Annotated in this window: 25 protein-coding genes; 6 read left to right on the top strand and 19 right to left on the bottom strand. The window is 67.5% G+C overall.

Annotated elements, in window-relative coordinates; genetic code table 11:
- Positions 1–175: 175 nt before the first annotated feature.
- The 4 genes from BW981_RS05355 to BW981_RS05340 form a co-directional block, all read right to left on the bottom strand.
- Complete coding sequence (locus BW981_RS05355) at positions 176–622, bottom strand: hypothetical protein (protein WP_076437033.1); 447 nt, start codon at positions 620–622, stop codon at positions 176–178.
- 170 nt (positions 623–792) lie between these two features.
- The gene (locus BW981_RS05350) at positions 793–1,281 is read right to left on the bottom strand and encodes a hypothetical protein (protein ID WP_076437031.1); all 489 of its coding nucleotides are present in this window, start codon (positions 1,279–1,281) and stop codon (positions 793–795) included.
- Positions 1,282–1,283: 2 nt separating this feature from the next.
- Complete coding sequence (locus BW981_RS05345) at positions 1,284–1,649, bottom strand: rod-binding protein (protein ID WP_076437029.1); 366 nt, start codon at positions 1,647–1,649, stop codon at positions 1,284–1,286.
- On the bottom strand, positions 1,649–2,782 hold the full coding sequence (locus BW981_RS05340; protein ID WP_076437027.1) for a flagellar basal body P-ring protein FlgI: 1,134 nt from the start codon (positions 2,780–2,782) through the stop codon (positions 1,649–1,651). The genes BW981_RS05345 and BW981_RS05340 overlap by 1 nt, the downstream gene beginning before the upstream one ends.
- Positions 2,783–3,003: 221 nt before the next feature.
- Here BW981_RS05340 and BW981_RS05335 point away from each other — a divergent pair, with 221 nt between their 5' ends.
- Positions 3,004–3,411 (top strand): flagellar assembly protein FliX, encoded by a 408-nt coding sequence (locus tag BW981_RS05335; RefSeq protein WP_139333640.1) that lies wholly within the window; start codon positions 3,004–3,006, stop codon positions 3,409–3,411.
- A gap of 15 nt (positions 3,412–3,426) precedes the next feature.
- On the opposite strand, the gene BW981_RS05330 is transcribed toward BW981_RS05335, so the two are convergent.
- From BW981_RS05330 to BW981_RS05320, 3 genes are all read right to left on the bottom strand, one after another.
- Positions 3,427–3,972 carry a 2,4'-dihydroxyacetophenone dioxygenase family protein gene (locus BW981_RS05330; protein WP_076437025.1) on the bottom strand — a complete coding sequence of 182 codons (546 nt, stop codon included), beginning with the start codon at positions 3,970–3,972 and terminating at the stop codon, positions 3,427–3,429.
- Positions 3,973–4,059: 87 nt separating this feature from the next.
- Entirely contained in the window at positions 4,060–4,791 is a 732-nt protein-coding gene (locus BW981_RS05325; RefSeq protein ID WP_076437023.1) for an SDR family NAD(P)-dependent oxidoreductase, read from the bottom strand.
- A 93-nt stretch (positions 4,792–4,884) separates the two neighbouring features.
- Positions 4,885–5,688, bottom strand: a complete 804-nt coding sequence (locus tag BW981_RS05320; protein WP_139333639.1) for a hypothetical protein — start codon at positions 5,686–5,688, stop codon at positions 4,885–4,887.
- A 263-nt stretch (positions 5,689–5,951) separates the two neighbouring features.
- On the opposite strand from BW981_RS05320, the gene BW981_RS05315 reads away from it, so the two are divergent.
- Together BW981_RS05315 and BW981_RS05310 are read left to right on the top strand one after the other, a co-directional pair.
- The gene (locus BW981_RS05315; protein ID WP_076437019.1) at positions 5,952–7,166 is read left to right on the top strand and encodes an NADP-dependent isocitrate dehydrogenase; all 1,215 of its coding nucleotides are present in this window, start codon (positions 5,952–5,954) and stop codon (positions 7,164–7,166) included.
- Positions 7,167–7,386: 220 nt separating this feature from the next.
- Positions 7,387–7,581 (top strand): hypothetical protein, encoded by a 195-nt coding sequence (locus BW981_RS05310; RefSeq protein WP_076437017.1) that lies wholly within the window; start codon positions 7,387–7,389, stop codon positions 7,579–7,581.
- Positions 7,582–7,644: 63 nt separating this feature from the next.
- Here the strand turns inward: BW981_RS05310 and BW981_RS05305 are convergent, their stop codons facing one another.
- The 3 genes from BW981_RS05305 to recA form a co-directional block, all read right to left on the bottom strand.
- A complete protein-coding gene (locus tag BW981_RS05305) occupies positions 7,645–8,169 on the bottom strand; it encodes a hypothetical protein (protein ID WP_139333638.1) in 525 nt (174 codons plus the stop codon).
- Positions 8,170–8,294: 125 nt separating this feature from the next.
- Positions 8,295–10,937 carry an alanine--tRNA ligase gene (alaS, locus tag BW981_RS05300; RefSeq protein WP_076437013.1) on the bottom strand — a complete coding sequence of 881 codons (2,643 nt, stop codon included), beginning with the start codon at positions 10,935–10,937 and terminating at the stop codon, positions 8,295–8,297.
- Between the two features lie 208 nt (positions 10,938–11,145).
- Positions 11,146–12,231 (bottom strand): recombinase RecA, encoded by a 1,086-nt coding sequence (gene recA, locus BW981_RS05295; protein WP_076437011.1) that lies wholly within the window; start codon positions 12,229–12,231, stop codon positions 11,146–11,148.
- A gap of 288 nt (positions 12,232–12,519) precedes the next feature.
- Between recA and BW981_RS05290 the strand changes: the two genes are divergently transcribed.
- Positions 12,520–13,833, top strand: coding sequence for an MFS transporter (locus tag BW981_RS05290; RefSeq protein WP_076437009.1), 1,314 nt, complete (start codon positions 12,520–12,522; stop codon positions 13,831–13,833).
- A gap of 93 nt (positions 13,834–13,926) precedes the next feature.
- Here the strand turns inward: BW981_RS05290 and BW981_RS05285 are convergent, their stop codons facing one another.
- From BW981_RS05285 to flgB, 7 genes are all read right to left on the bottom strand, one after another.
- Positions 13,927–16,431 carry a cell cycle histidine kinase CckA gene (locus tag BW981_RS05285; RefSeq protein WP_076437007.1) on the bottom strand — a complete coding sequence of 835 codons (2,505 nt, stop codon included), beginning with the start codon at positions 16,429–16,431 and terminating at the stop codon, positions 13,927–13,929.
- 89 nt (positions 16,432–16,520) lie between these two features.
- The gene (gene flhB, locus BW981_RS05280; protein ID WP_076437005.1) at positions 16,521–17,588 is read right to left on the bottom strand and encodes a flagellar biosynthesis protein FlhB; all 1,068 of its coding nucleotides are present in this window, start codon (positions 17,586–17,588) and stop codon (positions 16,521–16,523) included.
- A 6-nt stretch (positions 17,589–17,594) separates the two neighbouring features.
- The gene (fliR, locus tag BW981_RS05275; RefSeq protein ID WP_076437004.1) at positions 17,595–18,353 is read right to left on the bottom strand and encodes a flagellar biosynthetic protein FliR; all 759 of its coding nucleotides are present in this window, start codon (positions 18,351–18,353) and stop codon (positions 17,595–17,597) included.
- A 79-nt stretch (positions 18,354–18,432) separates the two neighbouring features.
- Complete coding sequence (fliQ, locus tag BW981_RS05270) at positions 18,433–18,699, bottom strand: flagellar biosynthesis protein FliQ (protein ID WP_076437003.1); 267 nt, start codon at positions 18,697–18,699, stop codon at positions 18,433–18,435.
- A gap of 192 nt (positions 18,700–18,891) precedes the next feature.
- Complete coding sequence (gene fliE, locus BW981_RS05265; RefSeq protein WP_076437001.1) at positions 18,892–19,215, bottom strand: flagellar hook-basal body complex protein FliE; 324 nt, start codon at positions 19,213–19,215, stop codon at positions 18,892–18,894.
- Between the two features lie 25 nt (positions 19,216–19,240).
- On the bottom strand, positions 19,241–19,651 hold the full coding sequence (gene flgC / locus BW981_RS05260; protein WP_076436999.1) for a flagellar basal body rod protein FlgC: 411 nt from the start codon (positions 19,649–19,651) through the stop codon (positions 19,241–19,243).
- Positions 19,652–19,662: 11 nt separating this feature from the next.
- Positions 19,663–20,064 (bottom strand): flagellar basal body rod protein FlgB, encoded by a 402-nt coding sequence (gene flgB, locus BW981_RS05255; protein ID WP_076436998.1) that lies wholly within the window; start codon positions 20,062–20,064, stop codon positions 19,663–19,665.
- 230 nt (positions 20,065–20,294) lie between these two features.
- Between flgB and BW981_RS05250 the strand changes: the two genes are divergently transcribed.
- On the top strand, positions 20,295–21,674 hold the full coding sequence (locus tag BW981_RS05250) for a flagellar biosynthetic protein FliO (RefSeq protein WP_083712189.1): 1,380 nt from the start codon (positions 20,295–20,297) through the stop codon (positions 21,672–21,674).
- Between the two features lie 277 nt (positions 21,675–21,951).
- Positions 21,952–22,665 carry a flagellar type III secretion system pore protein FliP gene (gene fliP, locus BW981_RS05245; protein ID WP_244560255.1) on the top strand — a complete coding sequence of 238 codons (714 nt, stop codon included), beginning with the start codon at positions 21,952–21,954 and terminating at the stop codon, positions 22,663–22,665.
- 66 nt (positions 22,666–22,731) lie between these two features.
- Here the strand turns inward: fliP and rnd are convergent, their stop codons facing one another.
- Together rnd and BW981_RS05235 are read right to left on the bottom strand one after the other, a co-directional pair.
- Positions 22,732–23,871: a ribonuclease D gene (gene rnd, locus BW981_RS05240; RefSeq protein WP_076436993.1), complete on the bottom strand. Its 1,140-nt coding sequence runs from the start codon at positions 23,869–23,871 to the stop codon at positions 22,732–22,734.
- Between the two features lie 54 nt (positions 23,872–23,925).
- On the bottom strand, positions 23,926–24,225 hold the full coding sequence (locus BW981_RS05235) for a hypothetical protein (RefSeq protein WP_076436992.1): 300 nt from the start codon (positions 24,223–24,225) through the stop codon (positions 23,926–23,928).
- Positions 24,226–24,296: the final 71 nt, after the last annotated feature.

Raw genomic sequence — 24,296 nt, 5'->3', positions numbered from 1 at the left:
TGGTCGTAACGAGTGGTAAATTTCGCCGGTCGAATGCCGCGTGATCAGGCGCGACTGAGGATGTGGTTAACGAATTCACGGTGCCCTGCCGGAACCGATGCGGGCCAAGAAAAAGGCCCGCATCGCTGCGGGCCTTGCGCGATCCTGTCCAAGAGCCAACGCCGGCGCAGCTCCTTCAGGCCGTAACCTCGACCGACTGTCCCGGCACGGGCGGCGCTTTCCCGCGCTCCGCCAAGGCCCGGGCGAAAAGCCGGAGCCGGAGGGTCGCCTCGTCGGGGACCATGCTCACGGTTTCGCCGGTGCGGGGGTCGCGCTCCTGCACGACGACAGAGTGGGTGTTCTGCTCGATGACGACACGGCGCTGCAGGGCCTGCTGCGAGCGCTGCAGGGCGGCGTTGTCGTCGGAGGCCCGGGCCTGTTCCGCCTGCGCCTCCAGCTTCGCCTGCCTGCGCGTCTCCGGCCGGATATCGAGCTGGACCGCGCCGCCGGCACTCGCAGACTGGACGGTCTTCTCCGGTGCCAGATCGACTGCGACGCTGCCGGGCTGGGTCGATACGTCGGAACGCGAGATCGCCGGAGAGCCGGCGATGGCTGTGATTCTGGGCGGGCTGCCGAAATCCATGTGTCACTCCTTCTGGAGTTGAAAACGGCGCCGTCGCGCCGCCTCGTCGACATAGGCGTGTGCAGGCAGACCTGCCCGAACCTGGGAAGGCTGCCAGAAAAGATTGAATCGCCCGTTAGAAAATTAGGTAAATGTTGACGCTTGCCATGGCAGCCGCCCGAACCGGCGGCTCACAGCCGTCGCGAGACGACCAGAGGGCCGGCATTGGGGCGCGCGTAGAGGCCGGCGCCGACCGATGCCGTGGGGCCGTAGCCGGCGGCGCGCATCGGCTTGTTGGCGTCCGAGGCGAGGTCGCGGATCACCGATTCCGAAACGGCGCGCGCCGTCGCGAGCACGATCTGGTTGGTCTCGATCAGCAGCTGGAAGGCGAGGTGCGAATCCTTCAGGCGCTTCACCAGCTCCGGGGCGAAGCGGGCCAGCGCGACCGCGTTCAGCTTCACCTGCTCGACACCGCGCATATAGATGCCGGCGAGTTCGGTCTTGCGGGGCTCGCGCTGCATCGCCTCGGGCAGGCGGCCGGCCCGTACCAGCTCCGTCTCCTCGCCGACCAGGTGCGACAGGGCGCCGAGCGCCTCCAGCACGGCCTCGATCAGGGCCCGCGCATCGGCGGCGCCCGAGACGCGAGGCCGCTCGTCGAGAATGCGTTCCGCCACCGACATGCTCAGGCTCCCTTGGCGGCCTGGGCGCCCTGAGCCTGCATGGTCAGCATCTCGCGCAGGATCTGATCGGAGACGCCGATCCCGCCCGCCTTCTGGATCTGCTGGGCGTACTGGTTGGTCAGCTGCGTGCGCCAGACATCGCCGCCGACGCCATTCTGGCCAAGCGGGCCTTCGGCGCCGGTATTGGAGAACATGTGCTGCGTCATCTGCTCGAGGAACATTGCCTCGAAATCGTCGGACTGCTTCTTCGCCTTGGCCGCCTTGGCTGGGTCGAGCGCGCCCGAGATGCCGTCGACAAACTTTCCGGCGACCTGGCCGGCGACGCCGAGGGCGAGCTTGGCAGCCGGGAGAGCGAGAGCGGCAGTCATCACATCACCTCGATTTCAGCCTGGAGGGCGCCGGCCGACTTGATGGCCTGGAGAATGGAGATCAGGTCGCGCGGGCCGATGCCGAGCGCATTCAGCCCATCGACGAGTTCGGCGAGCGTCACGCTTTCCTTCACCAGCGCGAGCTTGTTGCCGCCGCCGGTGTCGACCTTGACGTTGGTGCGCGGGGTGACCACGGTCTGGCCGCCGGAGAACGGCTCGGGCTGGCTGACCTGCGGCTGCTCGCTGATCGTCACGGTGAGGTTGCCCTGGGCGACGGCGACGGTGGAGACGCGGACGTCCTTGCCCATCACGATGATGCCGGAGCGCTCGTCGATCACGACGCGTGCCAGCTGGTCGGGCTCGACCTTGAGCTGCTCGATATCGGTAAGCAGCCTGATCATGTTGCCCTTGAAGCGGGGCGGGATCTGCAGCGTGATGGTGGACGGATCGGTCGGCTCGGCGGAATCGCCGCCGATGAAGTCGTTGATCGCGGCCGCGACGCGGCGCGCCGTCGTCAGGTCGGGATTGCGCAGCGACAGGCGAAGAGTCGATAGCTTGTTGAGCGCGAAGTCGATCTCGCGCTCGACCGCGGCGCCATTGGCGATGCGACCCACGGTCGGGACGCCGCGGGTGATCTTGCTGGCGTCGCCCTCGGCCGAGAAGCCGGCGATTGCGACCGGGCCCTGCGAGACAGCATAGACCTCGCCGTCGGCGCCCAGCAGCGGCGTCACCAGCAGCGTGCCGCCCTGCAGCGACTTCGCGTCGCCCATGGCGGAGACGGTGACGTCGACGCGGGTGCCCTGGGTGGCGAAGGGCGGCAGGTTCGCCGTCACCATCACCGCCGCGACGTTGGCGGTGCGCATGTTGGCGCCGCGGGTGTTGACGCCGAGCCGCTCCAGCATCGCGGTCAGCGACTGCTTGGTGAAGGGCGCGTTGTTGAGCGTGTCGCCGGTGCCGTTGAGGCCGACGACGATGCCGTAGCCGAGGAGCTGGTTGGTCCGCACGCCCTCGACGGAAGCGAGATCCTTGATGCGGGAGAGCGCGAAGACCGGCTGTGACGACAGGCCGACGACCACGGCCAGCAGGGCGGCCACGGGCTTCAGCAGTTTCGTCAGGGCGGGCTTGCGGAACATTCTTCAGCACCGGAGGCAATGGCGGTCGGACCTGCCTTGCGAGCCTCATGCCAAATCGACGGCATTTGAAAGATGTTGTTTTTCAGATGTTTGCCCGCTGGTGCCAGATTGGCGGACGCCGCCGCAGCCTGCCGTTCCTGCCGGGGCGGCACATTCTGCCGGGTGCTTTACCGCCTGTTAACCATGCCGGCGCAGTTTCGGCTCATCCTTACGAGGCCGCCATGATCAGGATCGACCAGCGCGCGCCCGTCTCGAACGTCGGCCCGACGAGTTCGGCGAGGCGCACGGGCGGCTCCGCCTTCACGCTTCCCGCTTCCGAGAGCGACGCGCCGGCACGCAGTGCGGGCGTCACGGCCGCAGGCCCGCTCGACATGCTGCTCGCCGTCCAGGCGGACGGGGATCAGCAGGAGCGCAAGCGCAAGCAGGCGCGTCGCGGGCACGACCTGCTCGACGGGCTCGACCGCCTCAAGGCGGCGCTCCTTTCGGGCCGCGTGCTTCCTTCGGAGCTTGACCGTCTGAAGAACGCGCTCGCCCTGCGCCGCGAGACGACGGACGACCCGCGCCTCGACGACGTGCTGGCGCATATCGAGTTGAGAGCCGCCGTGGAACTGGCGAAGCTCGGCCGGTGAGCCGGGCCGGATCGATCAGCGGATGAACTGATCGACATACTCCGCGCCGAGGCCATTGCCGGCGTAATGGGCGCGGCATTTGTCGAGGCGGGTGAAGACGTCGTCGTAGCCGAGGCATTTGCCGTCAGGATCGACATAGATCATCGCCCCGTTCACCTGGAACATCGTGATCATCTCTTCGACATCGGGATCGACGACGAGCGTGTGCGTCTCGCCGGGCGCTTCGTAGACATAGGCGCCCTCGGTCGCCACCCAGTCGTGCTCGAGGTAGCGCCATTTGCCCTTCAGCACATAGCCGTGCACCGGCAGCGGATGGCGGTGGCGCGAGAGCACGCCTGCGCGCCGGACCTTCAGCAGGTTCATCCAGTAGCCACGGGACACGCAGAAGAGCAGCGGGCGGAACCAGACATTGTCGTCGACCGGCACCCAGACGCGCTCATCCTCCGGGATCACGTTCGGAACGATCAGTTCCGGCGGAGACTCCTTCGGCTGCGGATGGCGATAGGGCGTCCAGCGCTCCTCCTGGCTGGCGGCGACGGGCATGGGGGTTCCCGTGTTCATGGCGCTTCTCCCTTGCTTTCTTTTTCATCCATGCCGCTGACGGCCCGATTCAAATCATGGCCGCAAGCGCTTGTTTGTGCGCCGTTTTCAGACGGCCAGATAGCCGCCGTCGACCGGCAGGACGGCTCCGGTGATGAACTGCGCGGCGTCGGAGAGCAGGAAGGCGATGGCGCCGCCGACATCGCCGGGCTTGCCCCAGCGCCCCATCGGCGTGCGGGCCAGGATCGGGGCGGAACGGGCGGCATCCTCGACGAGCGGACGCGTCAGCTCGGTCTCGATCCAGCCGGGCGCGACGGCATTGACCCGGATGCCGTCCGGCGCCCAGGCGGCGGCGAGGGATTTGGTGAGCTGGCCGATACCACCCTTGGAGGCGGCGTAGCCCGGCGCAAAGGCCGAGCCGTGAAAGGTCAGCATCGAGGCGATGTTGACGATGGCGCCGGCCGTCCCATCCCCGGACTTCACGGCCAGCCTGTCCCTGGCGGCGAGGCACATGCGCATCGTGCCCGAGAGGTTGACCTCGATGGTCAGGCGAAAGGCGTCGATCTCGAATTCCTTGCCGCCGCGCTGGATCATGCCGGCACAGTTGACCAGCGCGTCGATCCGGGGGCAGGCGGCGACGATGGCCGCGACCTCGTCGTCTTTCGTCACGTCGAGCCGGGCGTGGCGGATCGCGGGGTGGGACGGAGGGGCGGCGACCTCTTCCGCGGTGAGCCCTGTCGCCAGGACATCGTAGCCGGCCTGGGCGAGCGAAAGGGCTGCGCCCGCGCCAATGCCGCGCACGCCGCCGGTGATCAGGGCGAATTTCGAAGAGGTCATCATGCACCGAGGCTAGCGCATCTTGCGGCCCCGTTGCATGCGCCTTTCGCGAGGGACTGAGACGCCGGACGCGGGGCTGGTAGCAGAGCGTCTCCGCTATTGAAGCTTGTATTTCATCGAGAGCATCGCCGTTCCGCTGGTCTCGTAGTCGCTCGCGACGAGCGGCAGCTTTCGGGCGAGGCCCAGATCGAGCGATGCCTGCCAGGGGAGGTCGGCTGCCTTGGCAAGATCGACCGTCAGCTTGACCTCGGGCGTGAGGGCCGAATGGAGGCCGTCGCCGGGCGCGAAGACATAGTTGCCATTGACGCCGAGCTGGGAGGTCAAGGTGAGGTGCGGCAGCACTTCCTGACGATACCCGATCAGCGCGTCGCCGGCCTGCTCGGGCGAGGCGCCGACGGCCGTCGTGCCGCTCGTCGACATGCCCCAGATGAGGCCGCTTCCGGCGGCGACAGGCTGGGCCAGGCGCCAGCCCAGGCTGGCGTCGCGGGAGGCCCCGGGCGTGGCGGGGCTCGTCAGCGTCGTCGAGAGCGAGAAGACATCCCGTCCGAGCCTGAAGCCGACCGAGCGATCCCGGTCAGCCATGCCGACGTCGTCTCGCGAGGCGAAGCCGTTGCGGATGATGTCGACCGGTATCGGCGTCCGCGCCTTCATATGCCCGCCCGAACCAGCCGTAAGGCGGCCGATTGCGGCCAGCGACGGGTCGAAGACCACCGCGCTCGTCTCGACCGATTCCGTGGCGGTGGCGGACAGGGCCTCCGCCGCTTCGGGATCGAGCAATCCGCCACGCGGAATAGGGATCTGGGCAGAATCGGCCGAGGGCTGGGCGGCGGCCGGACCAGCCAGTAGCAACGCGAGCGCCGGCAGGAGGCGGCCAAGGCAGAGACGGGAGATGGCAGGCACGGCGTCCGGTCATGGGTTCGGATGAGCGACACAGGATGATCGCCAGCGAAGGCGCCGATATTGCGGCGGTGCAGCATGAGGGTGTTCGGGCTGGCCTTCAAAGGCGGCTGCCGGGCCGCTGCGGGCATGCCTTTCTTCCAAAGGTCGTTGGCCGAAAAGTCGATTCCCCTTTTCGGCCTGATGCTCTAGGAAGCCTGCAGCCGCTGGCCGGGGCGGAAGCCCGCGGTTTCGGAAGGTCGCATCGCAAGAGCAGGGGTCACCGCATGAGCAAGATCAAGGTCGCCAACCCGGTCGTCGATATGGACGGCGACGAGATGACCCGCATCATCTGGCAGAAGATCAAGGACACGCTGATCTTCCCCTATCTCGACCTCCAGCTCGACTATTACGACCTCTCGGTCGAGAATCGCGACGCCACTGAGGATCAGGTGACCATCGACGCCGCCAACGCGACCAAGAAGCACGGCGTCGCCGTGAAATGCGCCACCATCACGCCCGATGAAGGCCGCGTGAAGGAATTCAACCTCAAGCAGATGTGGAAGAGCCCCAACGGCACGATCCGCAACATCCTCGGCGGCGTGATCTTCCGCGAGCCGATCATCTGCAAGAACGTGCCGCGCCTCGTCCCGGGCTGGACCCAGCCGATCGTGATCGGCCGCCACGCCTATGGCGACCAGTACCGCGCCACCGACTTCAAGTTCCCCGGCAAGGGCACGCTGTCGATCAAGTTCGTCGGCGAGGACGGCGCGGTGATCGAGAAGGAGGTCTTCAAGGCCCCCGACGCCGGCGTCGCCATGGCGATGTACAATCTCGACGAGTCGATCAAGGATTTCGCCCGCGCCTCGCTGAACTACGGCCTGATCCGCAAGTACCCGGTCTATCTCTCGACCAAGAACACCATCCTCAAGACCTATGACGGGCGCTTCAAGGACATCTTCGAGGAGATCTACCAGGCCGAGTTCAAGGCCGAGTTCGACAAGCTCGGCATCACCTACGAGCACCGCCTGATCGACGACATGGTCGCCTCGGCGATGAAGTGGTCGGGCGGCTATGTCTGGGCCTGCAAGAACTACGATGGCGACGTGCAGTCCGACACCGTGGCGCAGGGCTTCGGCTCGCTGGGCCTGATGACCTCCGTGCTGATGACGCCGGACGGCAAGACCGTCGAGGCCGAGGCCGCGCACGGCACCGTGACCCGCCACTATCGCGAGCACCAGAAGGGCCGCGAGACCTCGACCAACTCGATCGCCTCGATCTTCGCCTGGACGCGGGGCCTTAGCCATCGCGCCAAGCTCGACAACAATGCCGAACTCGCAAAGTTCGCCACGCTGCTCGAGAAGGTCACGGTCGACACGGTCGAGGCCGGCGACATGACCAAGGATCTCGCGCTGCTGGTCGGCCCCGACCAGAAGTTCCTCTCGACGACCGGCTTCCTCGAGAAGGTCAGCGAGAACATGCGCAAGGCGATGGCCGCCTGAGCGGCAAGCCTTCCCTCACGCGGAACGAGCCCGGCCGCAAGGCCGGGCTTTTTCGTTCGGCGATGGGGCGTCGGGGAACGGCGCCCCGCGCCGGCGCGTTGACGGCAGCAGGCGATGCTTCCAGGCGTGACACAGATCAATGTGGGTGACGCAGAGAGCACGTCATGGTGTGATCGGTGCCTGTCATGGGCAGAGCAACGAGCGGAGAGGGAGACACGGCATGTCGGATGGGGCTTCGAAGATGGAACTGGACGAGCGGATCGCGCTGATCCGCAACAACATCTCCGACCTGATGGAGCAGGCGTCGGGCGCATCCGGCTCGGCGAGGGAGGAATCCATCGCCGACCGCCTGAACGAGCAACAGGACATGCTCAACGACCTGCTGAAGAAGCGCGAGGCGATGGGCCAGGACTGAGCCTCGTTCGCGCCGAGCCCACCCCTCTGGCGATCTCGCATCAGGGGTGGGCGACGGCCCGGCCTATTCCACGATGACCGGCTTGCGCGCGAGAATACGCAGGCCGCTGACCGGGGCGTTCAGCACATAGCGCAACTCGTAGGCCCCGGGCTGTTCCGGCGCCTCCAGGGTCGCCTCGACATTCTCGGCGGGGAAGAAGCGCGGTCCCTCGGCATCGATCGGCGCATCGGGCGCGACCAGCACCACCCGGTCCTGCTCGCCATTCGGGCCGATGCCGCGGACGGGCAGGGCCTGGCGGCGGCCGACCCGCTCGGGCGCTGCCAGCGTCGCGAGGGGCTCCGTGACGACGAGCGGCCGGCGCAGCAGGATCGCCGGCTTTCCGTCCCGATCCACCATCAGCCGCAACTCGTAATCGCCCGCGACGCCCGGCGTCTGCACGGACGGCACGCTCACCTTCGGCTCCAGCACGACGATCGCCTTGTCGGCCGGATCGTCCGGCCGCGCAATCGCGAGGCGGGCACCTTGCGGGGCGCGGCTCAGGAAGGCGCTGAGCGGTGCCCCGGCCATGATGCTGCGAGCGACAGACATCGACGGTCCCGTCGCCGCTGCGGCCGGCTTTTTAGCCTGCGCGAACGCCGTTGCCGGCCAGAGGGCTGAGGCGAGGCAAAAGACGCGCCGTGAGAACGCGGGCCGGGCGAGGGGGGCCGCCGCCATCAGGCCATCGCGGCGGCGACAGCCTCCAGCGCGGCCTCCGCCTTGCTGCCGTCGGGCCCGCCTGCCTGGGCCATGTCGCGGCGACCGCCGCCGCCCTTGCCGCCAAGCTGCTCGGACGCCGCGCGCACCAGCGCCACCGCATCGAAACGCTCGGTCAGATCGGGCGTCACGCCGACCACGACACCGGCCTTGCCATCCTCCGCCACGCCCACGATGGCGACGACGCCGGAGCCGACACGGGCCTTGGCCTCGTCGGCCAGGCTCTTCAGGTCCTTCATCTCGATGCCCGTGACCGCGCGCGCCAGAAGCCTGGCGCCAGCGATCTCGCGGATCGGATCGCCGGCCTCTCCACCGCCGCCCATGGCGAGCTTCTTGCGGGCTTCGGTCAGCTCGCGGTCGAGCTTGCGGCGCTCCTCGATCAGCGCGGCGAGCCGGTTGCCGGCCTCGGCAGCCGGAACCTTGAGCAGGCTTGCCAGACCGTCGAGCAGGCGCGAATCCTCATTGAGGCGAAGCCGCGCCCCGTTGCCGGTCATGGCTTCCAGCCGGCGCACGCCGGCTGCGACCGCGCTCTCGGCGACGATGCTGACCACACCGATATCGCCGGTCCGGTTCGCATGGGTGCCGCCGCAGAGCTCGACCGAATAGGCGCGGCCGGTGGCGTTGGTGCCCATCGAGACGACGCGGACCTCGTCGCCGTATTTCTCGCCGAACAGCGCGCGGGCGCCGGAGGCGATGGCCTCGTCGACGCTCATCAGGCGGGTGGTGACCGGCTCGTTCTTCAGCACGATCGCGTTCGCGATCTCCTCGACCTCCCGCAGCTCCTCGGCCGTGATCGGCTTGGGATGGGAGAAGTCGAAGCGCAGGCGATCCGCGGAGACCAGCGAGCCCTTCTGCGCGACATGGTCGCCCAGCACGAGGCGCAGCGCCTCGTGCAGCAGGTGGGTCGCGGAATGGTTGGCGCGAATGGCGGTGCGGCGCCCGTGATCGACCACAAGTTCGACCGCCGCGCCGACGCTGAGCTCGCCCTCCCTCACCGTGACATGATGGGCGAAGACGTCGCCGAGCTTCTTCTGCACGTCGGATACGGTCGCGATCACGCCCGGCGCCTTGACGGTGCCGGCATCGCCGACCTGGCCGCCCGACTCGCCGTAGAAGGGCGTCTGGTTGACCAGCATGAAGCCGCTCTCGCCGGCCTTCAGCGAGGTGACCTCGGCATTGTCGCGGATCAGCGCCGTCACCACGCCCTCGGCGGTCTCGGTGTCGTAGCCGAGGAATTCGGTGGCGCCGAACTTGTCGCGCAGCGGGAACCAGAGCGTCTCGGTCGCGGCCTCGCCGGAGCCCGACCAGGCGGCGCGCGCCTTGGCCTTCTGCTGCTGCATGGCGGCGTCGAAGCCTTCGACATCGACCGTGATCCCGCGGGCGCGCAGCGCGTCCTGCGTCAGGTCGAGCGGGAAGCCGTAGGTGTCGTAGAGCGTGAAGGCCACGTCGCCCTTCAGGCTCTGGCCAGCGTCCAGATTCCGCGAGGCCTCGTCCAGCAGCGAGAGGCCTCGCGTCAGCGTGGTGCGGAAGCGGCCCTCCTCCAGCTTCAGCGTCTCGGTGATCAGCGCCTCGGCGCGCAGGAGCTCGGGATAGGCACGGCCCATCTCACGGGTCAGAGCCGGCACCAGCTTGTGCATCAGCGGCTCCCTGGCGCCGAGCAGCTGCGCATGGCGCATGCCGCGCCGCATGATCCGGCGCAGCACATAGCCGCGGCCTTCGTTCGAGGGCAGGACGCCGTCGGCGATCAGGAAGGCGGAGCAGCGCAGATGGTCGGCGATGACGCGGTGGCTCGCCTTCATCGGGCCTTCGGGGTCGACCGAGGTCAGGTCGGCGATGGCGCCGATCAAAGCGCGGAACAGGTCGATCTCGTAATTGTCGTGCGTGCCCTGAAGGACGGCGGCGATGCGCTCAAGGCCCATGCCGGTGTCGATCGAGGGGCGGGGCAGGTCCGTCCGGATGCCGCCCGCGGCCTCTTCATACTGCATGAAGACGAGATTCCAGATCTCGATGAAGCGGTCGCCGTCCTCGTCCGGCGAACCGGGAGGCCCGCCCCAGATCTTGTCGCCGTGATCGTAGAAGATCTCGGAGCAGGGGCCGCAAGGGCCGGTATCGCCCATGCGCCAGAAATTCGCGGAGGTCGGGATGCGGATGATCTTGTCGTCGGTCAGGCCGGCGATCTTCTTCCACAGGGCATGGGCTTCGTCGTCCTCGGAATAGACCGTGACGAGCAGCTTGTCCTTGGGCAGGCCGAATTCGCGCGTGATCAGGGTCCAGGCGTGGGTGATCGCCTGTTCCTTGAAGTAGTCGCCGAAGGAGAAATTGCCCAGCATCTCGAAGAAGGTGTGGTGCCGCGCGGTGTAGCCGACATTGTCGAGATCATTGTGCTTGCCGCCGGCGCGGACGCATTTCTGCGCGGTGGTGGCGCGCGAATAGGGGCGCTTCTCCTGGCCGGTGAAGACGTTCTTGAACTGCACCATGCCGGAATTGGCGAACATCAAGGTCGGGTCATTGCGCGGCACGAGCGGGCTCGAGGCCACGACCTCATGGCCGTTGGACTTGAAGTAGTCGAGAAAGGTCGACCGAATCTCGTTGACGCCGCTCATCGCTGTTCGAACTCGTGTTTCATCGGGCTGCCCTCCGGGCCGGGCCGGCGGTTTCAAGCGTTCTAGTGAGGCCGCTTGCCGCTGTCGAGAGAGCGCAGATCGCAAGGCGTTGAGCCCAAACGAAAACGGGCGGCCCCCAGGGCCGCCCGTTTTCGGGTTACGTCATACTCTGATCAAGTCCGAGCATGACGCCAGGCGGAGCGTTCGCTCAGGCCTCGCCCTCGTCGAGATCGTCGGCGGTCGGCGCGGCCTCTTCCAGGATGCGCTCGGCGACGAGGCCGGAATTCTGGCGGATGGTGGCCTCGATCTTCGCGGCCATGTCGGGATTGGCCTTGAGGAAGGCCTTGGCGTTCTCGCGGCCCTGGCCGAGGCGCTGGCTGTCGAAGGAGAACCAGGCGCCGGCCTTCTCGACCATGCCTGCCTTGACGCCGAGGTCGATCAGTTCGCCGACCTTCGAGATGCCTTCGCCGAACATGATGTCGAACTCGACCTGCTTGAAGGGCGGCGCGACCTTGTTCTTGACGACCTTGACGCGAACCTGGTTGCCGGTCGCTTCCTCGCGGTCCTTCAGCGTCGAGATGCGGCGGATGTCGAGGCGCACCGAGGCGTAGAACTTCAGCGCGTTGCCGCCCGTCGTCGTCTCCGGCGAGCCGTACATCACGCCGATCTTCATGCGGATCTGGTTGATGAAGATGACCATGCAGTTCGAGCGCGAGATCGAGGCCGTGAGCTTGCGCAGCGCCTGGCTCATCAGGCGCGCCTGCAGGCCGGGCTGAACGTCGCCCATCTCGCCCTCGATTTCGGCGCGGGGAGTCAGCGCCGCGACCGAATCGACCACCAGCACGTCGATGGCGCCCGAGCGGACGAGGGTGTCGGTGATCTCGAGCGCCTGCTCGCCGGTATCGGGCTGCGAAATCAGCAGGTCGTCGAGATTGACGCCGAGCTTGCGGGCGTAGATCGGGTCGAGCGCATGCTCGGCATCGACGAAGGCACAGACGCCGCCCTTCTTCTGGGCTTCGGCGATGGTGTGCAGCGCCAGCGTGGTCTTGCCCGAGGATTCAGGCCCGTAGATCTCGATGACGCGACCCTTGGGCAGGCCACCGACGCCGAGCGCGATGTCGAGCCCGAGCGAGCCGGTGGAAATCGTCTCGATCTCGATCGAGGGCGAGTTCTTGCCGAGCCGCATGATCGAACCCTTGCCGAAGGCACGTTCGATCTGGGAGAGCGCCGCGTCGAGCGCCTTGGCCTTGTCCATCGAGGAGCCTTCCACGAGCTTGAGATTCGCCTGAGACATGGATTCGGCTCCTTATGGCAGGGCGGGGGGGTGATCACAATCGAAGCGTGACGCCAGATTGGTCATGATTTGTTCTCTCCAGCAAGTTCTTTTTTTGTTCTCAATGTCCGTTTGCTGACAGGAGTTGTCAGGAGGGTCGCTTCTCATGCGTCTGGCGGCGTGTTTTGGAATTTTTTGACCTTGATCATGCGTTGGGCGCATGCCGTTTTGGCTTCATTGCGTTGGTTCGGCGGTCCACATTCTGTTAGTTGCGCGGCTCGCCCCGTCATTTTTCGAAAGTTGCCGCCCTTGTCTTCCGCATCCCCGTCTGCCGCGCCGGCGAACTCCGCAGGTCGCGTGCTGTTCGCCAGCCTGATCGGCACGACGATCGAATTCTTCGACTTCTATATCTACGCCACGGCGGCGGTGATCGTGTTCCCGAAGCTGTTCTTCGCGGCGGGGGATCCGACCTCGGCGATGCTGCAATCCTTCGCCACCTTCGCGATCGCCTTCTTCGCGCGTCCGATCGGAGCTGCGCTGTTCGGGCATTTCGGCGACCGGATCGGCCGCAAGGCGACGCTGGTCGCCGCCCTGATGACGATGGGCCTGTCGACGGTGGCGATCGGCCTGCTGCCGACCCATGCGCAGATCGGCATCGCCGCGCCGCTGCTGCTGGCGCTGTGCCGGCTGGGCCAGGGGCTCGGGCTCGGCGGCGAGTGGGGCGGGGCGGTGTTGCTCGCGACCGAGAATGCGCCGCGCGGCAAGGAAGCCTGGTACGGCATGTTCCCGCAGCTCGGCGCGCCAATCGGCTTCATCATGGCGACGGGGAGCTTCCTGCTGCTCTCGGACATGCTGGGCGAGGAGCAGTTCTTCGCCTTCGGCTGGCGTATTCCCTTCATCGCCAGCGCGCTTCTGGTGTTCATCGGCCTCTGGATGCGGTTGCGGATCAGCGAGACGCCCGCCTTCCGCAAGGCCATGGACAAGCATGAACGCGTGAAGGTTCCGCTGGTCGAGGTGTTCTCGGGGCACAAGCTGCCGCTGCTTCTGGGCACCGTCGCGGCGCTGGCCACCTTCGTGCTGTTCTACATCATGACGGTGTTCTCGCTGAGCTGGGCGACGACCAAGCTCGGCTACAGCCGCAACCAGTTCCTGCCGGTGCAGATGGCGGGCGTGGTCTTCTTCGGGCTGACGATCCCGCTCTCGGCGCTGATCGCCGACCGGATCGGGCGGCGTCGCGCGCTGATCGGCACGTCGCTGGCGATCGCGGCCTTCGGGTTTCTGGTGGCGCCGCTCTTCGTCGCCGGCAGCATCGTCAGCGTGGTGGTGTTCTCGGTCATCGGCTTTGCGCTGATGGGCTTCACCTACGGGCCGCTCGGCACCGCGCTGGCGGAGATCTTCCCCACAGCGGTGCGCTATACCGGCGCCTCGCTCACCTTCAACCTCGGCGGCATCCTCGGCGCTTCGCTCGCACCCTATATCGCGACGGAGCTCGCCACCCGCTACGGCCTCGCCCATGTCGGCTACTATCTGACGATCGCGGCCGTTCTGACGCTGGTCGCATTGCTGGGGATGGGCCGGCCGGTGGCCGAGGCCGCCCGTGCGAAGGTCGCGCCGGCCGAGTGAGGCTGGTCAGGGCAGGGGCGCTTCAGGGCGAGACGGCGTCGCCCAATCGCCTCGCCCATTGCGCTCGTGAGGCGCCGCGGCTTTGCGGGCGCCTCACCCCATCGCAGCCTTCACCGTCTCCACGAGCTGCTTCATCGTGAAGGGCTTGGGCAGGAACTGGAAGCCCTCGCCCTCCGGCAGGTTCTTGCGGAAGGCTTCTTCCGCATAGCCGGAGACGAACACGACCTTGGTGTTGGGGTTGCGCTTGCGCAGCTCGCCGAGCAGCGTCGGGCCGTCCATTTCGGGCATCACCACATCGGAGACGACAAGGTCGATCTGGCCGTCGTTCTGCAGGAAGATGTCGAGCGCCTCGACGCCGGAGGCGGCCTCGTGGACGGTGTAGCCGCGCGAGACCAGCATGCGGGCGTTGAGCGCGCGCACCGCGTCCTCGTCCTCGACCAGCAGGATCACCCCGGCGCCGGTGTGGTCGGCCGCGAGCTTCTTCGGGGCTTCGCGCGCGGCGGCCTCTGCGGCGATCTCCTCCTGGCTCGGCACATGGCGCGGCAGGAAGATCCGGAAGGCCGTGCCTCTGCCTACGGCCGAGTCGACAAAGACGAAGCCGCCGGTCTGCTTGACGATGCCGTAGACCATCGAGAGGCCGAGGCCGGTGCCCTTGCCGACCTCCTTGGTGGTGAAGAAGGGCTCGAAGATCTTGTCGAGGTGCTCCTGCGGGATGCCGGTGCCGCTGTCCTCCACCTCGAGCAGGACGTAGTCGTCGGTCGGCAGGGCTTCATGGGCGAAGCTCGCGCAGTCCTCCCGGGCGACGTTGCGGGTGCGCACGGTCAGCTTGCCGCCGTCCGGCATCGCATCGCGGGCATTGACGGCGAGGTTGACGATGACCTGCTCGAGCTGGCCGAGATCGGCCTTGACCGGCCAGAGGTCGCGGCCCTGGCGGACATCGAGCGTGACCTTGTCGGCGACCACCCGCTTCAGCATCAGCGACAGGTCGGACAGGACCTCCCCGAGCTCCAGCACCTGCGGGCGCAGCGTCTGGCGGCGCGAGAAGGCGAGCAACTGCCGCACCAGCGCCGCGGCGCGATAGGCATTCTGCTTGATCTGCATGATGTCCGGGAAGGACGGATCGGTCGGCCGGTGGCTGGCGAGCAGGAACTCGGAGGCGTTGATGATGACCTGCAGCACGTTGTTGAAGTCGTGCGCGATGCCGCCGGCGAGCTGCCCGACCGCCTGCATCTTGCCGGCCTGGTCCATGTTGTCGCGCAGCTTGCGCTCGGCGGTGGTCTCCAGCGCGTAGACGATGGCGCGCTCGCCGTCGCCATCCTCGCTGGCGGCGACGGGGGAGAGATAGAGCCGCGCCGAGCGCCCGTCCTCGCCCGCAAGCGTGACGTCGAGCGGGGGCAGGTTGGCGCGGCCCTCCATGGTCTCGGCCAAGGCCTTGTCGAGGCCGGAGCCCGGCGCCGCCATGTCCTGGATCGACGCGGCTTTCACGCCGGCCGGGGTAAGCCGGGCGAAGGCGGCATTGGAGCGCAGGATGGCGCCGGTCCTGTCGACGGTGGCGATCGCCATCGGCGTCGAATGGAAGAAGCGCGCGAAGCGCACCTCCGCGTCGCTGCCGCTGTCGGCGCCGGCCTCGCCGGTCGTCCGGTTGAGGACGAGGGTGCGGGAGGGGCCGGCCCGGCCGTCCTGCCCAAAGGCCACCTGGTGATGCAGCCGCACGGGCAGCACGGCACCGTTGCGGCGCTTGAGATCGACATCGAGGATCTCGATGCGCACATCGCCGGGCTGGCCGCGAATGGCCTGGATCAGCGCGGCGGCCGAGGGCGTGCAGATGTCGTCGAGATGCAGCCCGCCGGAGCCGAAGCGGGCAAGGTCGAAATCGAGCCAGCCGGAGAGCGTGGCGTTGAGATAGGAGACCTCGCCATCGGCGTCGATCGAGACGAAGCCGGCGGGCGCATGGTCGAGATAGTCGATCGCGTGCTGAAGCTCCTGGAAGGCGTTCTCCTGCCGTTCGCGCTCGGGCGTGATGTCGGAGACGCTCCACAGCGTCGCGGTGCCGTTCTCGCGGCGCACCGGCGAGACGCGGACCCGGTACCACCCGACCTCGCCACGCCCGTTCAGCGCGGGCTCCAGCCGCACCTCCTCGACGAGGCGGCGATGCTCACGCGCGGCGGTGGCGAGGCGATAGATCGCCTCGGAGACGTCGGCGCGCCCGGTCAGCAGGCGGCCGACGGGCTTGAGGTCGTTGGCGCCGGTCGCGCCCGCGAGCCTGAGATAGGTCTCGTTGGCATAGACGATGTCGTTCTCGCCCTCGGTGACCACGATGCCGTCATCGGCGCCGTCGACGACGAGCTTGGTGAGGTCGTTGCGGGCGGCGCGGCCGGCGAACTGCACGAGGCCGATCGCATAGGCGAACAGCCCGAAGACGCCCACCACCGACAGCAGCGCGAGCAGACCCAGGATCAGCGGCTGCGCCCATTCGTTGGCGAGGAAGCCGAGCCCGATCGCCGCGCCGACCAGGAGGCCGGCGACGAGCAGGATGAGGCCGATGTGACCGGGCTTGTCCGACCGGTCGATCGCGCTGGTGGCCGTGCTTCCGCTCATTGCGGTCAAATCCGTTTCCTTGCCCCAGTCGTCGAACCGTCCTGCCGAGACGGGCGAGCGGCTTTCGCCATGTGTTACCCACCGTCGAGTTAGGCGCGGCGACCCTTCAGGCGCAAGACGTAACCGATGACTTCGGCGACAGCCTTGTAGTGTTCGACAGGAATTTCTGCGTCGATCTCGACGGTTGCGTAGAGGGCGCGGGCAAGAGGCGGGTTCTCGATGATCGGCACGCTGTGCTCGCCCGCCACCTCCCTGATCTTGAGCGCCATCGTATCGACGCCCTTGGCGAGGCAAAGCGGCGCGGCCATGCCGGGCTCGTATTGCAGCGCGACGGCGAAGTGGGTCGGGTTGGTGATGATGACGGTCGCCTTCGGCACCGCCGCCATCATGCGCTTGCGCACGCGGCTGGCGCGGATCTGGCGCAGCTTCGCCTTGACCTCGGGATTGCCTTCGGAGTTCTTGAACTCCTCCTTCATCTCCTGCTTGGTCATCTTCTGGCGCTGGTACCAGGAAAAGCGCTGCCAGACGAAGTCGCCGATCGCGACGATGGCGAAGAGCGCGAGCACCGAGCCCATCAGGCGGATCGCCAGCGAGAGCGCCGCCGGCAGCAGCGCGGCGACGTCCATTTCGGCGAAGTTCTCGAGCCGGTCGTGCTCGTTCCAGAGCGTCAGCCAGATGACGACGCCGATCAGCCCGGTCTTGGCGAGACCCTTGGCGAAGTTGACCCAGGCCTCCTTGCCGAACAGCCGCTTCACGCCCGAGAGCGGGTTGATGCGGTCGAATTTCGGCATCATCGGGTCGAAGGTCCAGAGCGGCCGGTGCTGGAGCACCGCGCCGGCCAGTCCCGCGCAGAGAATGAACGCGAAGGGCATGCCCAGTGCCATGAAGCCGGTCAGCACGCCCTGGCGGGTCACCTGCATGAAGCCCGCGCCATCGGCCGGAACCTGGTGTGCATTCATCAGGAAGGCGCGCAGCGAGACGAGGGATTCGCGTGCCGACCAGCCGGCCCCGACCAGCAGCGCGAGCGTGAAGCCGCACAGCACGAAGAAGGTCCCGATCTCCTGCGATTTGGGGACGTCGCCTTTCTCGGTGGCCTGATCCAGCTTTCGCTGTGTCGGGTCTTCTGTCCTGTCTTCCTTGTCGGCATCTTCGGACATCGCCCGTCAGCCTCCCGTGAACTGGCGCAGGAAGGTGCCGAGATCGTTCATGAAGACGCTCATCATCACGCTGAGCACGACGAGGAGCACCAGCATGCCGCCGAAGATCGAGGCCGGCACCGCGAGGAAGAAGACCTGGAGCTGGGGCATCATCCGCGCCAGCACACCGAGGCCGAGATTGAACAGCAGGCCGAAGACGATGAAGGGCGCGGAAATCTGCACCGCGATCGCGAAGCCCTGGCCCGCGGAGCGGACCGCCAGCGTCATCACGTCGGTGATGTCCGGCGCCCCGCCCGGCGGCAGCAGGCGGTAGCTCTCATGGATGGCGGCGATGGCGAGATGATGCAGGTCGCTGGTCAGCACCAGGGTGATGCCGAGCATCGTCAGGAAGTTGCCGATGGAGGGATTCTGCGCGCCGGCCGTCGGGTCGACCGTCATGGCGAAGCCCAGCCCCATCGCCTGGGCGACGATGGTGCCGGCGGTCTGCAGCGCCGCCATCACCAGCCGGGCGCAGACGCCGATGATCAGGCCGATCAGCACCTCCCCGACCAGCAGCGTCACCAGCGCCGGCAGGTCCTGCGGAATCGGCAGGCTAGGCCGCGCGATTGGCAGGATGACCAGTGCGATGAAGAAGGCCAGCGAGAGCCGCCCGCGCGAGAAGATGAAGCGCTCGCCAATGCCCGGCATCAGCATCACCATGGTGCCGACGCGCGCGAAGACCAGCACGAACAGCGCGCCGATCTGGGGCAGGATCGCGATCTGCATCGGGCCGGGGCCGGTTCCGCGCCAGGATCGGGTCCGCGCGCTGCATTCTCCTGCCTGGGAGGAATGCAGCCGGGGCAGGTCATCCGCCCGTGGCGATTCGCACGGCGACCCGTCCCATATAACCCGCAAGCGCGTCTCCCATGAACGGAAGAAGCAGCAGCAGGGCGGCAAAGACGGCCAGAATCTTCGGCACGAAGACGAGCGTCTGCTCCTGGACCTGCGTCAGCGCCTGAATCAGCGAGACGACGAGGCCGACGGCAAGCGCGATCGCCATCAGCGGCCCGCCGACCTTGAGGAAGGTGACGATGCCGTCGCGGGCGAAGTCGAGAATGGCTCCTGAGGTCATGGTACCGTCCTGTCGATTTCGTTGATCCGCGCCGTCATCCCGGACCAGCTGCGAAGCAGAGCCGATCCGGGATCCATGCCTGAGCGCTTTTCGGAGAGGTTCCGGAATGGATCCCGGATCTTCGCTGCGCTTCGTCCGGAATGACCCGCGCTTCTGGTCTAGATGTCGGCTCCGAGCGGGTGCCGACGCCCGTCAGACCGGCATCCGCATGATTTCCTCATAGGCCGCGATCACCTTGTCGCGCACGGCGACCAGGGTCTGGATCGCGGTCTCGCTCTCGGCGACGGCGGTGACGACGTCCACCACATCGGCGCGGCCCGCCGCGACGCTCGCGGTCTGGGCGTCGGCCTTGCGTCCCGCTTCCGCGGTGGCGTCGAGCGCCTTGCCGAGCAGGGAGGAGAAGTCGACCCCGCCGGTCTCGCTCGCGCCGCCGGTGGGCGGCTTACGCATCAGATTGCCCGCACCCATGCCCTGGATGTTGGCGTAGGCGCCCGCGGCGAAGCTCGGCGTGGCCATGGCTCAGATCTCCTTCTGGAGGCGCTTAGGCGCGCAGGATGTCGATGGTGCGCTGGATCATCCGCCGGGTGGAGGAGATCAGGTTCAGGTTGGCCTCGTAGCTGCGCTGGGCCTCGCGCATGTCGACCATTTCGACGAGCTGGTTGACGTTGGGCATCTTGACGTCGCCATTGGCGTCGGCGGCCGGATTGCCGGGCTCGTGCTTGACCTTGAACTCGCTGGGGTCGCGCTGGACCTTGCCGAGCGCGACGAGCTGGGCGTCGAGTCCGCGGTCGAGATGGCGCTCGAAGCTGACCACCTTGCGGCGGTAGGGGTCGGCCCCAGGGCGCTCGGGACCCGAATCGGCATTGGCGATGTTTTCGGCGATGACCCGCATGCGGCCCGACTGGCTGCGCAGGCCCGAGGCGGCGACGGCGATGCTCTTGATCAGGTCCATCAGCTTCTCCCTCAGCCGCCACTCTTGCCGATGGCGATCTTCATCAGGCTCAGGCCCTTGCTGTAGAGCGAGGCGGCGAGCTGATAGTCCGACTGGTTCTGCGCGACCTTGAGCATCTCGTCCTCGAGGCTGACCGCGTTGCCGTTCGGCGTGGTTTCGAAGCGCGGGGCGCCGGTCCCGTCGAAGCCGCCATGGCCGCCGGCGATGCTCATATGGCCCGCGCTGGTGCGGGCGAGGGAGACGCCGCCGAAGCCATTCGTGCTCGGTGCCTTGAGGTCCGTCGGCTTGAAACCGGGGCTGTCGGCGTTGGCGACGTTCTGGGCCAGAACCTTCTGCCGGGCCTGCTGATAATACATCCGCGTCTTCAGCGCCTGGAGGAGGCCGCCGCCGATGCTCGCTCCGTCATTCGCCATGGCACGGTTCCCGGAAGGAGCGGGAACAGACCCGCATCACTGGGCAAATCTTGCCGGGTCCATGGTTAACGCCGGGTTAAGATGTGGATGTTTCGGCAAACCCGTTAACTACGCGTTCACCATATTTCCCGATCGGGAAAGCCATGTGCTATAGGCAAGGTGTTGAACCTTGGGCGAAACTTCGGGTCGAAGTGCCGGCCCGGGCGGCCGTGGCGAGATGAGGGCGTGCCTTGCAGAGCTTGTTCGGACTTGAACTGACGACCGCGCAGAAGGTGATCGTCGCCTCCGTGGTCATTCTCGTGCTGCTCGCCCTGCTCGGCCTGTTCGTGCGGCAGATTCAGGGCGGGCGGCTCAAGGTGCCGGGGCAGGCGGGCGGGCGCCAGCGCCAGCCGCGGCTCGGTATCGTCGATACCTACGACCTCGACCGCCAGCGCCAGCTCGTGCTGATCCGGCGCGACAATGTCGAGCACCTGGTGATGGTGGGCGGCGCCTCCGACGTCGTCATCGAAAGCAACATCATGCGCGGCAGCGCGCGCTCGACGACGCCGATGTTCAGCGAGGCCGCCGCCCAGGATCGACCGCTCCCGCCCTTCGAGACGCTCGTTCCACCGAGCGAGCCGGCCCTGCGGGCGGGCGACGAGTTGCGTCGCGCCGGCGTCTCTGCCGATGCATCCGAGATCGCTGCTCCCGCTCCGATGCGGTCCCCGCAGGCGATCGCGGAAACGGCCATCCCGGCGGCGGCTGCCGGTGCCGGCTTTGCTGCAGCGGGCGCCGCCAGCAGGGCTCCCTCGGCCGCTGCTCCGCCCTTGCAGCCTCCGATGATGTCCGGCCAGCCGCCGAGCTTCGCGCGCGAGCATGCGCCGGCGCCCGCCGTCAGCCCCGGCGAGCTCGACGACATGACGCGTCAGCTCGAAGCGGCCCTGAAGCGGCCCTTCTCGGCCGTGCGCCCCGCCAATCTGCCGGACGAGGCTCCCGCAGAGATGGCGCCCGCACCGGTGATCGTGACGCCGCCGCCGGCGAAGCCGCCGGTGGCACCGCAGCCCAGCTTGGCCAAGCCGACCGATGCCAGGCAGGCGGATGCAAAAGCCACCGATGCCAGGCCTGCCGAAGCCAAGCCTGCCGATGCCAAGCCTGCCATGGCGCCGAAGGCGGCCGAGCCCGCGCCTGCGCCCCTGAAGCCGCAGGCCATGCTCGACATGGAGGCCGAGCTCGAAGCCGCGCTCGGCCTGAAGCCGAAGCAGGCAGAGCCAGGTGCTGCCGCTTCCAAGGCCGCCGAGCCGAGGATCGAGCCGAGGGTGCCCGAGCCCCGTCCCGTCGCCTTCGATCCGCCGCCTGCGCCGGTCGCTTCCGGGCCGAAGCCGGCGGAGCCTGCGCCACCCGCCGCCAAGCCGGCTGCGCCGGTGCAGCAGCCCTCTGTCGCGGCGCCCGAGCCTGCCGCCCTCGTGCAGGACGAGCCGGAAGCCGCCGCGGAGCCGGCGAAGGCCGAAGCTGTAAAGGCCGAACCAGAGAAGCCGGCCGAACCGGCGAAGGAGCTGGATCCGTTCTCGGTCGATGCGATCGAGGCCGAGTTCGCGCGCCTGCTCGGCCGCGACACCAAGCGGAAGTCCTGAAGCGGGCCACCGCAGGCGCGTCGTCTCCATCCGGAGCTGCCGACCTGTTCCCGAGGACCGCGCCGGGCGCTGGGCAGCCTTCGCCGAGGCCGGCCCGCTGCCTGACTTCGTCATCAACAGGAATGTCGATCCCGGCCTTGCCCAGCCTCTCCGGCGAGTTGTCTGGGGGCTGTGACACGCTAGCTTCGTCCGGCCCGGCCGGTTGAGTCGGGCTGCAGGCGGCGCGCGCGTGGATTACCGAAACGGCAGGACAGCATGGCGGCTCGGCCGCTCCCTTGTGGGAGCGTTGCTGCTCGCTTGCCTGACGGCGACGCCGGCCCTGCCGCAGACGCTCTCGCTGGATTTCGGGCAGGGCGGCGTCGCCGAGCGCGCGCTCCAGCTCATCGCCGTCATCACCGTGCTGTCGCTGGCGCCGTCGATCCTGGTGATGGTGACGTCCTTCACCCGGATCGTTGTGGTGCTGTCGCTGCTGCGCTCGGCGCTGGGCACGCAGACGGCGCCGCCCAACGCGGTCATCATCGGGCTGTCGCTGTTCCTGACGGGCTTCGTGATGGCACCGACCCTGCGCGAGGCCTATGCCAACGCCATTCAGCCGCTGGTCGCGGGGCAGATCCAGCCGCAGGAGGCCTATAATCGCGGCGTGGTGCCGTTCCGTGCCTTCATGCTCAAGCATGTCCGCGAGAAGGATCTGCAACTCTTCCTCGACATGTCGCAGGGCGCGCGACCGCAGACGCCGCAGGATATCGGGATCGAGGTGCTGGTGCCGGCCTTCATGATCTCGGAGCTCAGGCGTGCCTTCGAGATCGGCTTCCTGCTCTTCGTGCCGTTCCTGATCATCGACCTTGTGGTCGCATCGATCCTGATGTCGGTCGGCATGATGATGCTGCCCCCGGTGACGGTGGCGCTGCCCTTCAAGCTGATCTTCTTCGTGCTCGTCGACGGCTGGGGGCTGGTCGCTGGCTCGCTGGTGAAGAGCTACGGCGGCGGATAGCCGCGCGGCGATGCGCATCGGGCCAAAGCCTTGGCCCGAATTCTTGCGGCCTTGATTCAGCCAGCTTCAGCCGACCAAGACGCGCCCGCGCTCGATGCGCAGGCTGAGCCGGCCGTTCTTGAGCGCCAGCGCCTTCTCGCCGAAGACCTCGCGGCGCCAGCCCTTCAGGGCGGCGACGTCCGAGAAATCGTCCGACGCGATGGCGTCGAGGTCGTCGCTGGTCGCGATGATCTTGGGGGCGACCCGCTCGGCATCCGACACCGCCTTGAGCAGGACCTTGAGCAGGTCGAGCACCGCGCCGTTGGTCGGCCGGCCGCGCTCGCGCTCCAGACGGGGCAGGGTCTTGGGATCGATGGCCGCAGCGCGCTCGATCGCCGCCAGCACTTCGGCACCGTTGCGCGAGCGCTCGAAGCCGTTGGGCACGGAGCGCAGCTCTGCCAGCGCCTCGGTCGATTGCGGCCCGCGCTGGACGATGTCGATCAGCGCGTCGTCCTTGAGGACGCGCTGGCGCGGCACGTCGCGCGTCTGTGCCTCGCGCTCGCGCCAGGCGGCGATCTCCATCAGGAGGGGCAGCTCGCGCGGCTTGCGGATGCGGCCCTTGAGACGCATCCAGGCATTTTCGGGCTTGACCTCATAGGTCGAGGGAGAGGTCAGCACCGCCATCTCCTCGCTCACCCATGCCTCGCGGCCGCTGGCGTCGAGGTCGGCCTTCAGGGCGAGATAGATGTCGCGCAGATGGGTAACGTCCGCCTCGGCATAAACGAGCTGCGCGTCGTTGAGCGGCCGGCGCGACCAGTCGGTGAAGCGCGAGGATTTGTCGATGCGCGCCTTGGCGAGGTCGTTGGCGAGCTGCTCGTAGCCGACCGAGTCGCCATAGCCGCAGACCATGGCCGCGACCTGCGTGTCGAAGAGGGGCTTGGGCAGCACGCGCCCGAGCAGCCAGACGATCTCGAGGTCCTGCCGGGCGGCGTGGAAGACCTTGACCACGGCCTCGTTGCTCATCAGCGCGAAGAAGGGGGCAAGATCGATGCCCGGCGCCAACGGATCGACCAGCACGGCCTCGTCGGGCGATGCGAGCTGGATCAGGCACAGCTTCGGATAATAGGTCGTTTCCCGCAGGAATTCGGTGTCGACCGTGACGAAGGGGTGGCCGGCGAGGCGCTCGCAGGCGGCGGCAAGCTCGGCGGTGTCGGCGATCAGGTTCATCAGGTCGGCTTAGCGGAGGAAGCGCCTACCCGTCGAGTCCGCGCCACGCAGGATTTATCGGCTTATACGGCATTCGTTCCAGACTGCGGCCGAAAAACGCGGCCCATCCTCAATCGCCCAAAAGTTCCTGGCCTTTCGATGATTGATCAGATGCGCATGCTGAGCGAAGACCCGCGCATAGCATTCGGGACGCTCGTAGTGGCGGCTCTTGGCCACTTTGAGGCCGGCCCGGAAGGCAGGTGTCGGCGTCTGCACGCTGAATGCGCTCGTCGCCGTCATCACCACGAACGCAGCCGTTGCGACCAGCAACCGTCTGAGAGCCATGTATTCCCCCTGCCGCAGGCTGTCGAGCATGGTGCGGCATGCCCTTGGCTAAGCTGTCACGACTGAACCATCCTTGACAAGCCGCGCGCCCGCGTGTGCTT

It is taken from the genome of Allobosea sp. TND4EK4 (genome assembly GCF_900156025.1).
Taxonomy (GTDB): domain Bacteria; phylum Pseudomonadota; class Alphaproteobacteria; order Rhizobiales; family Beijerinckiaceae; genus Allobosea.
The sequence above is the reverse complement of the archived record's forward strand: the minus strand, read 5'-3'. Positions and strand labels throughout refer to the sequence as shown.